The following is a 13,907-nucleotide window of genomic DNA, read 5'->3' as shown; positions in this document are numbered from 1 at the left end:
TGGTCGACAAGGGATCGACGACGCGCGACATCGTGGCCGCGCCCGAGGGCGACGGCCAGGACGCGCGCGCGGCGGCGGGTGGGACCGCGCCGGCTCCGGCGGCTACGCCTTCGCCTCGGTGACTTTCCTTGATCCTCCCCGAGCTTAGCTCGGGGAGGGGGACCGCCGACTCTTTTTGGGCCGGTAGTGAAGGGGCAGGGGCATCGACGGCTCAGCCCGAATTGCCCCTCCACCACTCGCCCAAGTGGGCGAGCGGTCCCCCTCCCCGAACGAGTTCGGGGAGGATTAAAAAGATTAGAAGGCGGCCGTGAGCGAGACTACCACGGTGGCGTCGGCGATCTGGCCGCGGCCGTCCTGGCCCTTGGAGAAGCTCGGCTGGAGGTAGGCGGCCTCCCGCCTGGAAATGTCGGTGTCGACATAGGCGACGCCCAGAGTCAGCGGCGTGCCGGGGACCACGAAGTCCGCGCCCACCAGCCAGTCCCAGTACTTGCCGGTCGGCGCGACGCTGGTCGCGAACGGCCCGAGGCCGCGGTTGCCGTCCGAATAGCCGATATGCGCCTTGGCGGTGAGCGGCAGGCCCGGCACCCCGGCGGCGGCATCGCCCCAGAGGTACAGATTGTCGTTCGTGTCGCCTTCGTCGTCATAGACACCGTTCGCCGCCGACGTACCGTTGAAATAGTAGTTGCCGAGCGCCTGCTGCTTGGGTGCGTAGGCGACGCCCGCAGTGAGCGAGAGCGGTCCGGCGGTGCCCGACAGCTTGGCGTAGGGTTCGAAGAAGTCGGTGTTGTCGAAGCCGCCGGGGTACATGTACCAGGTCACGCCGACATCGACCGTCGCGGCTTCGGTCGGCTTGAACTTGAACCCGGCGAGCAGGTCGAGCTCCATGTTCGCCCCGCCGAACGTGCCCCAGCCGGCCAGGTTCGACGCCCAGAAGCCGCCATACAGGCCGCTCTGGTGGTTGAGCGTGACGCCGCCCTGTACGGCGAGCTGCTCGTCCGATTGCGAGACGCCGCGGAAGCGGTAGTCGGAGACGAGCCCGACCGAACCGGTGACGGTCAGCGCCGCCGGCGGGTCGGTGTCGGACGGCGGCGAGGGGGTGGCCCCGGGCGGCACGGCCGCGTCCTGCGCGGCGACGGGAACGGAGAGGAGCGCCAGCGCGAAGCCGGCGGCGGTGGTGACGAGACGCATCGTAGCCCTTTCGAAAGGAAGCGAGGTCCCCGCCTGCGTGGCGCTCGGTAGGCGCGTCTTGGAGCGTTGGCTCCCGCGCGCCGGATCGTGCGACGGCGGGAATGTGACAGGGCTCGCTGCGGCGCACAACCCCATTCGTGCGGTTCGGTCAGGTCGCGGCGGCGAACCTGGCCAGCCCTGCCTCGAGATCGGCGAGGAGGTCGTCCGGATCCTCCAGGCCGATCTGGAGGCGGACCATCGGGCCGACCTGGGGGCGTTTAGTCACGCTGCGGTGGCGGTGAGGGTCGACGGGGAGGGCGAGGCTTTCGAAGCCGCCCCAGCTATAGCCGATGCCGAATAGCTCCAGGCCGTCGATGAGGGCGGCGCGGGCAGCGTCGGTGCCGCCCTGCAGGACGAACGAGAACAGGCCCGACGCGCCGGTGAAGTCGCGCCGCCACAGCTCGTGGCCGGGGTGGTTCGAAAGCGCGGGGTGGAGAACCTCGGCGACGTCGGGGCGAGCGGCGAGCCACTGCGCGATGCGGAGCGCGGAAGCCTCATGCTGCTTCAGGCGGATCGCCATGGTGCGCAGGCCCCGGTTGGCGAGCCAGCAATCGTCGGGGCTTGCAACTTGGCCGAGCTGGCGGCTGGTGCTCAGCAGCCGCGGCCAGAGTTCGGGCGTTGCGGTGACGGAGCCGAGCATCGCGTCCGAATGACCGACGACGTATTTGGTGCAGGCCAGGATCGCTAGGTCCACGCCGTGCTCGATCGCGCGGAAATTGAGGGGCGTGGCCCAGGTGTTGTCGAGGAGCGTCACGCAGCCGCGCGCGCGAGCTGCGGCGGTGATGGCGGGGACATCCTGGACCTCGAAGGTGAGCGAGCCGGGGGACTCGAGGAACACGGCGCGGGTGCACTCGCCGATCAGATCGGCGATGCCGCCGCCGATCGACGGATCGTAATATCGGGTGGCGATGCCCATCCGCTTGAGCAGCCCGTCCGCCATGGCGCGGGTCGGATCGTAGGCGGAGTCGACCAGCAGCAGTTCGTCGCCGGGCGACAGGACCGACAGCAGCGCGGCGGCAACGGCGGCGACGCCCGAGGGGTATAGGAAGGTGCCGCCCGCGCCGGGCTCCAGCTCGGTCAGCGCGTCGGCGAGCGACCACTGGGTGGGCGTGCCGCGACGGCCGTAGAACAGGCGGTGGTGGCTGTCGCCAGCGAGTCCGGCGCGCAGGTCGGCGACCGTATCGTAGAGGATGGTGGAGGCGCGCCAGACGGGCGGGTTGACGATCCCGTTCGTCCATTCGGCCCGCCGTCCGGCGGTGACGACGCGGGTCGCGTCGGCGACAGGGTGGTCGGCGGGGTCGTCGGCTGAATGATCGGACATCGCCTCCCTCTACCGTTCGCCCTGAGCTTGTCGAAGGGTCGTTCTTCTCGCTGCCGACAGCCGAAGAAAAAGCGATCCTTCGACAAGCTCAGGACGAACGGGAAAAGGTGCGCCCAAGACGAACGGAGGAGAACTCGCTCAGGACGAACGGAAGAAGGTCGTCACCGCGTCAAGCGGCTCCCATGGCCTTGGGCGTCGAGCGGTCCGCGCCCCACTCGGACCACGACCCGTCATACACCGCCGCCTCGTTGCCGAGCAGATGCGCGCCGAACGCCAGGACGGATGCGGTGATGCCGGAGCCGCAACTGGTGACGAGCGGCTTGGACAGGTCGATGCCGGCCCCCTCGAACGCGGAGCGGAGCGCGTCGCCCTGCTTCCAGGTGCCGTCGGCTTCGAACAGTTCGCCGACGGGGAGGTTGCGCGAGCCGGGGATGTGGCCGGCGCTGGTGGCTGGGCGGGGATCGGGTTCCTCGCCGGTGAAGCGCGCGGCGGAGCGGGCGTCGAGCACCTGCTCGGTCCCGCTGTCGAGGTTGGCCTTCATCTGGTTCAGCGTGCGGACGCCCTTGTCGTCGGCCCAGACGGTGAAGTGGCGGTGGCGGAGCTGTTCCTTGCCCGACGCGGTCTCGCGGCCTTCGGCGCGCCATTTGGCCAAGCCGCCGTCCAGGATTGCGACATCGTGCGCCCCGAAGGTGCGGAGCATGAACCAGGCGCGCGCCGAGGTGTGGAGCGGCGAGTCGTCATACAAGACGATGCGGCTGCCGTCGCCCAGCCCGAGCGACTGCATGCGGCTGGCGAACTTCTCCGCGCGCGGGAGCATCATCGGCAGGTCGCTCGAGGTATCGGCGAGCTCGGCCAAATCCATGAACACCGCGCCCGGGATGTGCGCGGCCTCGTATTCGGCGGCGGGCTGGCGGCCATGTTCGGCGAGGAAGTAGCTCGCATCGACGATGCGCAGGTCGTTCGCGCCCAGTTCGCCCGCCAGCCACTCGGTGGATACCAACGCGTCCATATCATGCTCCCTTGTTCGCTTGAGCCGGTCAGTAAACGGGCGCGCCCGCTTCGTCGAGGGAGGCGAGGTGGCCCGCGGCCTGCGCGCGGGTCGCGGCGCGTTCGGCGGGGGCCATCTTGTCCCAGGTGCGGTACTGCATCGACAGGCGGCGGGTGCCGCGCAGCTTGTCCTCGTTCCTCGCTAGGAAATCCCAATATAGCGCATTGAACGGACACGCGCCCTCGCCCGTCCGCCGTGACACGTCGTAGCGGCAACGGCCGCAATAGTCGGACATCCGGTCGATATATTTGCCCGAGCTCGCATAGGGCTTGGAGCCGAGCAGGCCGCCATCGCCGAACTGGCTCATGCCCAGCGTGTTGGGGAGCGACACCCATTCGTAAGCATCGATATAAATCTCGAGGTACCAGAGATGGACGTCGAACGGGTCCGCGCCGATCAGCAGCGCGTAGTTGCCTGTCACCATCAGCCGCTGGATGTGATGCGCGTGCGCGGTGTCGAGCGTCTGGTCCAGCGCCTCCTTCATGCAGTGCATGTCCGTCTCGCCCGTCCAGTAGAAGGCCGGGAGCTTGCGGGTGTTGTCGAAGAAGTTCCGATGGACGTAGTCGGGCCCCTCCCGCCAATAGATGCCGCGCATGTACTCGCGCCAGCCGATGATCTGGCGGATGTAGCCCTCGACCGAGTTCAGGGGCGCGCGGCCGGCGCGGTACTCGGCCTCGGCGCGGCGGCAGAGGTCGAGCGGGTCGAGCAGGCCGGCGTTGAGGTAGGGCGAGAGGATCGAGTGCCAGAGGTGACGCTCGCCGGTCAGCATCGCGTCCTCGTAATCGCCGAACTTGGGCAGCGCCTGCGCGAAGAAGGTGTCGGCCTGCGCCAGCGCCTGCTCGGCGGTGACCGCGTAGTCGAAGGCGTCGAGACTACCGGGATGGTCGGGGAAGCGCGCGGCGACGAGGTCGAGCACGGCTTGCGTGACGGCGTCGGGCGGAAAGGCGAGCGGGCGCGGCATGAACAGGTCGGTCGCGGCGGGCTTGCGGTTCTCCTTGTCGAAGTTCCAGCGGTCGCCCTCGGGCTCCTTGCCGTTCATCAACAGGCCGGTGCGGCGGCGCATGTCGCGGTAGAAGAACTCCATGACGAGGTTCGACTTGCCGTCGGCCCAGGCGTCGAAATCGGCGTGGCTGGCGATGAAGCGGTCATCGGGCAGGATGGCGACGGGCAGGCCGAACAAGGTCTCCCACGCGTCGAGCATCGCCATGACGCGCCACTCGCCCGCCTCGGTCGCGGCGATGCGAGCGGGGGCGTAGCGGGCGACCGCGCGCGCGATCTCGCCGGTGAAGGAGCCGGTATTGTCCGGATCGTCGAGCTGGACGTAATCGACCGTCCAGCCTTCGGCGCGAAGTGCTTCGGCATGGTGGCGCATCGCGGACAGCAGGAAGGCGATCTTGCGCCGGTGATGGCGGACGTAGGTCGTCTCGTCGACGACCTCCATCATCAGCACGACGGTGTCGGCCTTGTCGCGGCGCTTGAGGGAGGAGAGGGCGGGCGAGAGCTGGTCGCCGAGAACGGGAACTAGTGTGCCGCAAGCTGGCGGGGTCTGCATTGTCGCTTATATGGGGTGACGATGACCCAGTTGCACCTAGGCCAGACCAGCTCGCTTCCGCGTTCGCCGAGCGAGGCGGTGCTCGATTACGTGCCGAATCCGCGGTCGGGCCGAACGTATCTGGTGCGGTTCGCGGTGCCTGAGTTCACGTCGTTGTGCCCCGTCACCGGGCAGCCGGACTTCGCGCATCTGGTGATCGATTACGCGCCCGGCGGGACGATCGTCGAGTCGAAGTCGCTCAAGCTGTTCCTGGGCTCGTTCCGGGATCACGCGGCGTTTCACGAGGACTGCACCGTCGGGATCGGCGAGCGGTTGTGGAGCGAGATGAAGCCGACCTGGCTCAGGATCGGTGGCTATTGGTATCCGCGGGGCGGAATACCGATCGACGTGTTCTGGCAATCGGGCGTTCCGCCTGTCGATCTCTGGCTGCCCGACCAAGGTGTCGCGTCTTATCGTGGACGCGGTTGAACTCGTCGCAATCCATGCCGCGCCGCAGCGTAATCGTGCAACCTTCAGGCGGGATCCATGTTATGATGAACGGACGGTCGGGCTACGCGCACGACCGGCGTCAACAAAGGTAGGGGCATGAACAAGTCGGCGGATGTCGCGGGGGTCGATCGGATCGCGTTGATCGGCAATTACCTGCCACGCAAGTGCGGGCTGGCCACCTTCACCACCGACGTGCATGTCGCGCTCCGGGCGCGCTACCCCGATCTGGCGGTCGACGTGTATGCAATGGACGACCATCCCGGCCGCTACGCCTACCCCCCCGCCGTCACCGCCGCGATTCCCCAGGACGAACCGCTCGCTTATGCGGAGGCCGCGCGCGCGATCGAGGCGTCGGGCGCCAAGGCGATCATCATCGAGCACGAATTCGGCATTTATGGCGGGTCGGCCGGCGATTACCTGCTCGGGTTGCTCGACCGGACGACGTTGCCGGCGGTCGTGACGCTCCACACCGTGTTGGAGACGCCCGACCACGACCAACGGCGCGTGATGGAAGCGCTGCTGCGTCGCTGTTCGCGCGTGATCGTAATGGCGGAACGCGGGCGCGAAATAATGGAGCGCGTTTACGGCGCGTCTTCGCGGCAGGTGGTCGTCATCCCGCACGGCGTCCCCGATCGCGCGCTCGTCGATCCGGACACGCTGAAGGATCGCTTCGGCTGGGCCGGGCGCGAGGTGGTGCTGACCTTCGGCCTGCTGTCGCCGGGCAAGGGCATCGAAACGGTGATCGACGCGCTGCCGAAGCTCGTCCAGCGTCACCCGGACATGCTGTATGTCGTGTTGGGTTCGACCCACCCCAATCTTGTCGCGCACGAGGGCGAGGCGTACCGCGACCGGTTGCAGGCGCAGGCCGCGCGGCTGGGGGTCGAGCGCAATCTCGACCTGGTCGACGGGTTCGTCGATAACGAGACGCTGCTGGACCGACTGCAGGCCGCCGACGTCTATGCGACGCCGTATCTGAACCCCGCGCAGATCACGTCGGGAACGCTCGCCTATGCGGTGGGCGTCGGCAAGCCGGTGGTGTCCACCCCGTACGTCCATGCGACGGAGATCCTGGCGGACGGCCACGGCGTGTTGGTCGACTTCAAGGATGCCGACGGTTTCGCGCGCGAGATCGACCGGCTGCTGTCCGACGATGCGGAGCGGAACGCGTTGTCCGCGCGTGTCTATGCCCGCGGGCGGACGATGATCTGGCCCAAGCTCGCCGAGGCGACCATGGCTGAGGTGGAGCGCGCGGTCGCGACGCGCCCGAGCCGGATCGCAGCGCCCAAATCGACACGGCCGCTCCTCCCCGACTTCGCGGCCGTGGAGCGAATGAGCGACGCCACGGGAATGCTGCAGCACGCGATCTATTCGATCCCCGATCGCCGTCATGGATACTGTATCGACGACAACGCCCGCGCGCTGATCCTGGCCACGCAGATGCCCGAGCTCGATGCGGCGACGCGTGACAAGTGGACCACGATCTACGCGTCGTTCCTGCAATATGCCTGGAACCCCGACGTCCGCCGCTTCCGCAACTTCATGCGATTCGATCGGAGTTGGTGCGAGGATGTCGGGTCGGAGGACTCGAACGGGCGAACACTTTGGGCGATCGGCGTCACCGCGCGCGACGCGCAGTTCGCCAAGCACCGCGATTGGGCGGTGTGGATGTTCGACACCACCGCAAGTCTATCGTTCGAGCTTGGCTCCCCGCGCGCGCAGGCCTTTGCGATGCTCGGCGCGGCGGCGATGCTCGAGGCGTGCCCCGGGCACCGGCTCGCGCTCGAGATCCTGCAACGCTTCCCCGACGCGCATTTGGCGTTGCTGGAGGAGGCGCGGCGGCCCGAATGGCGCTGGTTCGAGATCGTGCTGGCGTATGACAATGCCCGGCTGCCGCAGGCGCTGATCCGGGCGGGCATGGCGCTGGGACGAGCCGACCTTGTCGCGTGCGGGATCGATACGCTGGACTGGATTCTCGCCAAGCAGACGAGCCCGGAGGGGCGGTTCCGCGCGGTCGGCTCGGAAAGCTTCGGCCGCGTCTATGCCGAACCGCTGCCGTTCGATCAACAGCCGCTCGAGGCGCAGGCTACGATCGACGCGTGCAAGGCGGCATACGCCGCGACGCGCGACGGGCGCTGGATCGAAGAGGCGGAGCGCGCCTATCGCTGGTTCCTGGGGGTGAACGACCTGGACCTGCCGCTGGCGTCAACGGGTGACGGCGGATGCTTCGACGGGCTGATGCCGACCGGCCTGAACCGCAATCAGGGCGCGGAATCGATCCTGGCGCTGCAACTCGCCAATTGTGCGATTACGACGCTTTCCATCGGCGTGGGAGACGTGGCAAAGGCACCCCGCGCCGCCGCCTGAGCGACCGCATGGTTTCGTAAAGGGGCGCCCAAGCGCGATGGACGTGTTCAACCACAGCTTGAGGCTGCATGCCGACCCGTCGCGTGTGGTGGTGCGCCCGTTCCATATCGCCTGGCGCAAGAACGGCGAGAGTCCGAGCCGCACCGAACGGCTGGTCGCCGAAGTACTGGCGATGACGGAAGAGCAGGCGCACGAGCTGCTGGAAATCGTGCTCAAGGATTTCGAGGCGCGGCACTGGCAGACCCGGCGGGTGTTCATGACGCGCTACGACGAGATCAAGGATTTGATGGAACTCGACGGCGCGGCGATCAGCGACGGGAAGCGCCAGCTGATCGGCGCGTATTTCTGCCACGAATATTCCTACGCCGCCGCCGCGCTGATGAATCCCAGCGCAGTGCCGCATTTCGATCAGTCGGGGATGCAGGCCGGATCGATGCGAATCCTGATGAGCTTGCGCGCGGTGGGCGAGGGGCACATCTCGTCCGTGGCGTTCCGCGAGGCGATCATCACCGACGCGAACGAGTTGCTGCTCGCGCCCGAGCCGCCTTTCGCGACCGCGACCGACACGGACGGCCGGCACGACGCCGAGGATCTGCCGAGCGGGCCTGTGACGGTCCACCGCCACCGGGACTCCACCCTGTCGGGCACCGTCATCTTTCCGATCACGCAGGCGCAGACCAAGGGCCTGGAGGATTTGCGGATCGTCCAGTTCACCCATGACGACGGCGAGCCGGAGTGGATCGGCACCTACACCGCCTATAACGGGTCGGTGATCCAATCGGAGCTGATGCGCACGCGCGATTTTCGCGCGTTCGACCTGGTGCCGATGACGGGCGGCGCGGCCCGCAACAAGGGCATGGCGCTTTTCCCGCGCAAGGTCGGCGGCCGGTACATGATGATCGGTCGGTCGGACGGTGAGAACCTGTTCCTGCTCAAGTCCGACGACCTGACGCATTGGGAGGACGGCGAGATGATCCTCAAACCCGAGTTCGGGTGGGAGCTCGTCCAGATCGGCAATTGCGGGCCGCCGATCGAGTTGGACGAGGGCTGGCTGCTGCTGACCCACGGTGTAGGCGCGATGCGGAAATACTCGATCGGCGCGGCGCTGCTCGATAAGAACGACCCGTCCAAGGTGATCGGGCGGATGAAGGAGCCGCTGCTCGCCGCCAAGGACCAGGACCGCGAGGGGTATGTGCCAAACGTCGTCTATTCGTGCGGCGCGATCCGGCATGGGGGCACGTTGTTCATGCCGTACGGCATCGCCGATTCATCGGTGGGCTTCGCCTTCGTGCCGATCGAGGATCTGCTCGCGGCGATGTGACACGGGCGGCGCTGGCGTCTTGATGCCGATCAGCAGCGTCGACCACCTGTGTTATATTCATTTGTGATTGAGATGAGCGGAGGGAACGCCCGTCTCGGAAACCCGTTTCCGATGGCCATGCTAGATCCCGTCACACCAATGTTTCCCTGGGCCCACGCCGCGCAGGACGATCTGGAGCGGCTGCTCCACGCCCATGTCGCCGAGGCCGCATTTCCGTGCGTCGGTGCGAAGGCGGCGCTCGCCAAGGGTACGCTGGAGGTGCTGGCCTGCAACTCGATCGACTCCGCTTGGGACGATCTGCGCGTCCATGATGGGCTGATGCGCCTAGCCGAGGCATACCGCCGCGAGCCGACGCTGTTCCGCAGTTTCGCGGTCGTATTTGAAGGTCCGGACGATCTGAGCGAAACGGCGTTCGAGCGGGCGCTCTGGAGCCGCGTTCAGTCGCTGTCGAACAAGGACGTGTGGCGCGGCCAGTCCTATGACGACACGGTCAGCCACGACCCCGACAGCCCGCATTTCTCGCTCAGTTTCGGAGGCGAGGCATTTTTCATCGTCGGATTGCACCCGAACGCCAGTCGGCCCGCGCGGCGGTTCTCGCGGCCTTGCATGGTGTTCAACCTTCACGACCAGTTCGAAATCCTGCGCGCGCAGGGAAAGTATGAAGGCATGCGCGAGAAGATCATGGTGCGCGACGAGGCATTGGCCGGATCGCGTAACCCGATGCTGCAGCGTCACGGCGAGGCGAGCGAGGCACGGCAATATAGCGGGCGTGCGGTGGGGTCCGATTGGGCCTGCCCGTTTCGCTATGCGGGCGCAGATGCCGGCGCAGGCGATTGAGCGAAACGGTCGAGATACCCGAGCGGAGCGGCACGGCGTTCACGCTTCGCTCGGGCGAACTGCTGACGGTGATCGATCCTCGGGGCGAGCAGGTGGCTGACCTGTTGGCGTTCGACGCGGGTGATCTGCGCGAGGTGATCTCGGCGGGACGGACGTTTGATTATGCCGAGCGCATCTATTTGACGACAGGCGACAAGCTGTATTCCAACCGGTCGAATGTGCTGCTCGAGATCGTCGAGGACACGGTCGGGCGGCACGACTTCTTGCTGACGCCATGCTCGCTCGCGACATTCGACCATTTCTACCCAAAGCTGCCGCGGCATCGCGGATGCTTCGGCAATCTTGCGGCCGCGCTGGAGCCGTACGGGATCGAAGTGGACGCGATCCCGAGCGCGTTCAACTGTTTCATGAACGTGCCCGTGGACGGCGAGACGGGTCGCCTGCGCGTGCTACCGCCCATTTCGAAAGCGGGGGATCGCATCGTGTTCCGGGCGGCGCGTGATCTGATCGTGGGATTGACCGCCTGCTCCGCGCCGGACTCAAACGGAGGGACGTTCAAGCCGATCCATTACCGGGTGGACCGGGCGGCTTAGCCCTTTGTCGTCACCCCGGACTTGTTCCGGGGTCCATCGTTGTGCATCTCGTCAGCTTGCCGAGTCCGCACCGCGGTGGATGCCGGAACTAGTCCGGCATAATGAAGGGTAAGTCTTGACCGCACCGTTACGCATAGCCCTGGCGGGACTGGGCACCGTCGGCGCGGGCGTCGTGCGGGTCCTCGAGGCGAACGCCGAGCTGATCGCGCGGCGCGCCGGGCGGTCGATCGAGGTGAGCGCGGTTTCGGCGCGCGATCGCCACAAGGATCGCGAGGTCGATCTGTCGCGGTTTGCCTGGGAGGACGATACGCGCGCGCTTGCCGAGCGGGGCGATGTCGATGTCGTGGTCGAGTTGATCGGCGGGTCGGACGGGCCCGCGCTCGCGCTGGCGCGCGGGGCGTTCGCGGCGGGCAAGGGGCTGGTGACCGCCAACAAGGCGATGCTGGCGCATCACGGGCTGGAGTTGGCGCGAGCGGCGGAGCAGGCGGGCGTCGCGCTCCGGTTCGAGGCGGCGGTCGCGGGCGGGGTGCCGGTGGTCAAGGGCCTGCGCGAGGGCGCGGCGGCCAATCGGATCGGTCAGGTTTACGGGGTGCTCAACGGCACGTGCAACTTCATCCTGTCGCGGATGGAGAGCGAGGGACGCGACTTCGACGAGGTGTTGCGCGAGGCGCAGGCGATCGGGTTCGCCGAGTCCGACCCGAGCTTCGACATCGACGGGGTCGATGCCGGGCACAAGCTGGCGATCCTGGCGTCACTGGCGTTCGGAACCGAGCCGGCGTTCGAAGACGTGGCGCTGGAAGGCATCCGGCACGTGTTGGGGGCCGACATCGCCGAGGCGGCGGCGCTCGGTTACCGGGTGCGGCTGCTGGGAATTGCGGAAACGGACGCGCTTAGCGCAGGGGGCGCTCTGTTCCAGCGTGTTCATCCCTGTCTGGTGCCGATATCGCATCCGCTGGCGCATGTGAGCGGCGCGACCAACGCGGTGGTCGCGGAAGGCGACTTCGTCGGGTGCCTGCTGTTTCAGGGCGCGGGTGCGGGCGCAGGGCCGACCGCAAGCGCGGTGGTGGCCGACCTGATCGATATCGCACGCGGGAACGTCGGCCCGCCGCTATCGATGCCATCGGACATGCTCACGCGCGCCGTCCGCATGGAGCCCGGCGAACGGCGCGGGCGCGCCTATCTGCGGTTCACGGTCGCCGACCGGGTGGGGGTGCTGGCCGAAATCGCGGCGGCCATGCGCGACGCGGGCGTGTCGATCGAAAGCCTGATCCAGCGTGGTGCCCAATGGGATGGGAGCGTGCTGGTGGCGATCGTCACGCATGAGGGGCCGGAGCGATGCGTGACGGAGGCGTTGGAGCGCCTGCGCGGATCGCAGAGTTTGGCGGGACGGCCGATGCTGATGCACATCCTAGACTAAGCGGGTTGAGGCCAATCCAATATTCACCCGGTAACGACTCGGGAAATTGGAACTAAAGCGACTTTCTCTTAACGGGAACCAACAAAAAGGCCGCCGCCCGGAATGCGGACGACGGCCTTTCACGGTGCGCTGTTTCGCGTCAGCCGCGGAGGCGGACGGCCGTGAATACGCCTGCGCGCTGACGCTGGACGTAGAGCAGTACCTGCTCGCGCCCGCTGGAACGCGCGGCGGCGACGGCTGCGTTCAGTTCGGCGGCGGTGCGGACGGGCTGGCGGTTGACCGAAACGATCACGTCGCCGCGACGCACCTTCTGCGCGGCATCGCTCGACGGATCGACACCCGCCACCGCGACGCCGCTGACGGTCGAGTCGACGCCGATCGACCGCGCGATCTGCGGCGTGAGCGGCACGACGTTCAACCCGAGCGGGTTGGACGCCGGCGTACGCTGCACCGGGCCATCATCTTCAGGCAGGCCATCCGACCCGGGACCGCCATTGAGCGAAGCGATCTGCTCTTGCGAGGGACGCGTGCCCGCGATGGCATTGATCGTCAGCGGCTTACCGTCGCGGATCACGTCCAGGCGGACGGCCGCACCCGGCGCTGCAGCCGCGACCAAGTAACTCAGCGTCTGGTCGGGAGAGACATCCCGCCCGTTGACGCGGGTCACGACGTCGCCCGCGCGTAGGCCTGCACGCTGGGCAGCCTCGCCCGGCTCGACGCTTCTGATAAGCTCTCCCCCATCCTTCGGCAGGCCAAGTGCGGCGGCGATGTCATCCTCCACCGGCTGGATGCCGACGCCCAGATAACCGCGCCGTACCGACGCGCCCTTCATCAGCGTATCGATGATCGGCTTGGCTTCCTCGGCGGGAATGGCGAAGCCGATGCCGATATTGCCGCCCGACTGCGAAAAGATCTGGCTGTTGATGCCGATCACGTTGCCGTTCAGGTCGAACATAGGCCCACCCGAATTGCCCTGGTTGATGGCGGCGTCGGTCTGGATGAAACGCTCGCGCGCGCCGTCCTGCGTCACGCGGTGGACGGCCGAGACGATGCCGGCGGTGACGGTGCCACCCAGCCCGAACGGGTTGCCGATCGCGACCACCCAGTCGCCGACGCGAGTGCGTGCCGAGTCGCCGAAGCGGACAAAGGGCAAATTCGTGGCGTTGATCTTGAGCAGCGCCAGGTCGGACTCGGGGTCGCGACCGACTACGCGCGCGGTATACTCCTTGCGGTCGGGGAGCGTCACGGTGATCGAGTCGACATTCGCGCCGCGAGCGCCGGGTGCGATCACGTGGTTGTTGGTGACGACATAACCGTCGGCTGAGATGATAAAGCCCGAGCCGAGCGACGCACCCTGACGACGCTGGGGCTGGCCGCCGCCCTGACCGCCTTGCCCGCCGCCGAACTGACCGAACAGCTCGGCGAACGGCGTACCCTGGAATGGGTTGGCCTGCTGTGCGACCTGGATCGTCTGCTTGGTGGAGATGTTGACCACGGCGGGCTGGAGCCGCGCGACCATGTCGGCAAAGCTCATCGGCGCGCCGGATCGCGGCGCGGCGGATTGAATCATGCCGGGCTCGTTCTGAGCGGTCTGGGCGGTTGAAGGCTGGAGCGCGATCGTGGCGGTCGCGCCGCCCAGGAGCAGGGCACCGGTGATGGCATAGGCAAAGCGCACGGTGATGGCGTTCCTCTCGATCGGACGTTCGGTAAGCAACCTAGCGCGTGGCCGGTTCAGCCT

The 13,907-nt window shown here is 67.3% G+C and carries 11 protein-coding genes and 1 pseudogene; 7 read left to right on the top strand and 5 right to left on the bottom strand.

The genetic code is table 11. From position 1 onward, the window contains the following. A pseudogene (locus tag ACFE7F_RS14425) lies at nucleotides 1-122 on the top strand (DUF3035 domain-containing protein); the annotation flags it as partial. 172 nt (nucleotides 123-294) lie between these two features. Here the strand turns inward: ACFE7F_RS14425 and ACFE7F_RS14420 are convergent. From ACFE7F_RS14420 to ACFE7F_RS14405, 4 genes are all read right to left on the bottom strand, one after another. Then, nucleotides 295-1,188 (bottom strand): TorF family putative porin, encoded by an 894-nt coding sequence (locus tag ACFE7F_RS14420; RefSeq protein ID WP_375404547.1) that lies wholly within the window; start codon nucleotides 1,186-1,188, stop codon nucleotides 295-297. Nucleotides 1,189-1,336: 148 nt separating this feature from the next. Further along, nucleotides 1,337-2,548 (bottom strand): cystathionine beta-lyase, encoded by a 1,212-nt coding sequence (gene metC / locus ACFE7F_RS14415; RefSeq protein ID WP_375404546.1) that lies wholly within the window; start codon nucleotides 2,546-2,548, stop codon nucleotides 1,337-1,339. 169 nt (nucleotides 2,549-2,717) lie between these two features. After that, nucleotides 2,718-3,557 carry a 3-mercaptopyruvate sulfurtransferase gene (gene sseA, locus ACFE7F_RS14410; protein WP_375404545.1) on the bottom strand — a complete coding sequence of 280 codons (840 nt, stop codon included), beginning with the start codon at nucleotides 3,555-3,557 and terminating at the stop codon, nucleotides 2,718-2,720. A 28-nt stretch (nucleotides 3,558-3,585) separates the two neighbouring features. Continuing rightward, complete coding sequence (locus ACFE7F_RS14405; RefSeq protein ID WP_375404544.1) at nucleotides 3,586-5,148, bottom strand: cryptochrome/photolyase family protein; 1,563 nt, start codon at nucleotides 5,146-5,148, stop codon at nucleotides 3,586-3,588. Between the two features lie 21 nt (nucleotides 5,149-5,169). On the opposite strand from ACFE7F_RS14405, the gene queF reads away from it, so the two are divergent. The 6 genes from queF to ACFE7F_RS14375 all read left to right on the top strand — a co-directional run bounded on the left by queF (nucleotide 5,170) and on the right by ACFE7F_RS14375 (nucleotide 12,169). Next, entirely contained in the window at nucleotides 5,170-5,616 is a 447-nt protein-coding gene (gene queF, locus ACFE7F_RS14400; RefSeq protein ID WP_375404543.1) for a preQ(1) synthase, read from the top strand. Between the two features lie 117 nt (nucleotides 5,617-5,733). Further along, on the top strand, nucleotides 5,734-8,001 hold the full coding sequence (locus ACFE7F_RS14395) for a glycosyltransferase (protein ID WP_375404542.1): 2,268 nt from the start codon (nucleotides 5,734-5,736) through the stop codon (nucleotides 7,999-8,001). Nucleotides 8,002-8,038: 37 nt separating this feature from the next. Then, nucleotides 8,039-9,322, top strand: coding sequence for a glycoside hydrolase family 130 protein (locus ACFE7F_RS14390; RefSeq protein ID WP_375404541.1), 1,284 nt, complete (start codon nucleotides 8,039-8,041; stop codon nucleotides 9,320-9,322). A gap of 117 nt (nucleotides 9,323-9,439) precedes the next feature. Then, the gene (gntA, locus tag ACFE7F_RS14385; RefSeq protein ID WP_375404549.1) at nucleotides 9,440-10,159 is read left to right on the top strand and encodes a guanitoxin biosynthesis heme-dependent pre-guanitoxin N-hydroxylase GntA; all 720 of its coding nucleotides are present in this window, start codon (nucleotides 9,440-9,442) and stop codon (nucleotides 10,157-10,159) included. After that, a complete protein-coding gene (locus tag ACFE7F_RS14380; RefSeq protein ID WP_375404540.1) occupies nucleotides 10,156-10,752 on the top strand; it encodes a DUF1989 domain-containing protein in 597 nt (198 codons plus the stop codon). The genes gntA and ACFE7F_RS14380 overlap by 4 nt, the downstream gene beginning before the upstream one ends. Before the next feature lie 115 nt (nucleotides 10,753-10,867). Then, nucleotides 10,868-12,169 carry a homoserine dehydrogenase gene (locus ACFE7F_RS14375; RefSeq protein ID WP_375404539.1) on the top strand — a complete coding sequence of 434 codons (1,302 nt, stop codon included), beginning with the start codon at nucleotides 10,868-10,870 and terminating at the stop codon, nucleotides 12,167-12,169. 139 nt (nucleotides 12,170-12,308) lie between these two features. On the opposite strand, the gene ACFE7F_RS14370 is transcribed toward ACFE7F_RS14375, so the two are convergent. Then, nucleotides 12,309-13,844: a Do family serine endopeptidase gene (locus tag ACFE7F_RS14370; protein ID WP_375404548.1), complete on the bottom strand. Its 1,536-nt coding sequence runs from the start codon at nucleotides 13,842-13,844 to the stop codon at nucleotides 12,309-12,311. Between the last annotated feature and the right edge of the window lie 63 nt (nucleotides 13,845-13,907).

This window comes from uncultured Sphingomonas sp., from assembly GCF_964235535.1.
Classification (GTDB): domain Bacteria; phylum Pseudomonadota; class Alphaproteobacteria; order Sphingomonadales; family Sphingomonadaceae; genus Sphingomonas.
The sequence above is the reverse complement of the archived record's forward strand: the minus strand, read 5'-3'. Positions and strand labels throughout refer to the sequence as shown.

Coding starts and splice junctions, on each gene's coding strand:
- ACFE7F_RS14420 (WP_375404547.1), bottom strand. CDS start 1,188: ATGCGTCTCGTCACCACCGCCGCCGGCTTCGCGCTGGCGCTCCTCTCC.
- metC (WP_375404546.1), bottom strand. CDS start 2,548: ATGTCCGATCATTCAGCCGACGACCCCGCCGACCACCCTGTCGCCGAC.
- sseA (WP_375404545.1), bottom strand. CDS start 3,557: ATGGACGCGTTGGTATCCACCGAGTGGCTGGCGGGCGAACTGGGCGCG.
- ACFE7F_RS14405 (WP_375404544.1), bottom strand. CDS start 5,148: ATGCAGACCCCGCCAGCTTGCGGCACACTAGTTCCCGTTCTCGGCGAC.
- queF (WP_375404543.1), top strand. CDS start 5,170: ATGACCCAGTTGCACCTAGGCCAGACCAGCTCGCTTCCGCGTTCGCCG.
- ACFE7F_RS14395 (WP_375404542.1), top strand. CDS start 5,734: ATGAACAAGTCGGCGGATGTCGCGGGGGTCGATCGGATCGCGTTGATC.
- ACFE7F_RS14390 (WP_375404541.1), top strand. CDS start 8,039: ATGGACGTGTTCAACCACAGCTTGAGGCTGCATGCCGACCCGTCGCGT.
- gntA (WP_375404549.1), top strand. CDS start 9,440: ATGCTAGATCCCGTCACACCAATGTTTCCCTGGGCCCACGCCGCGCAG.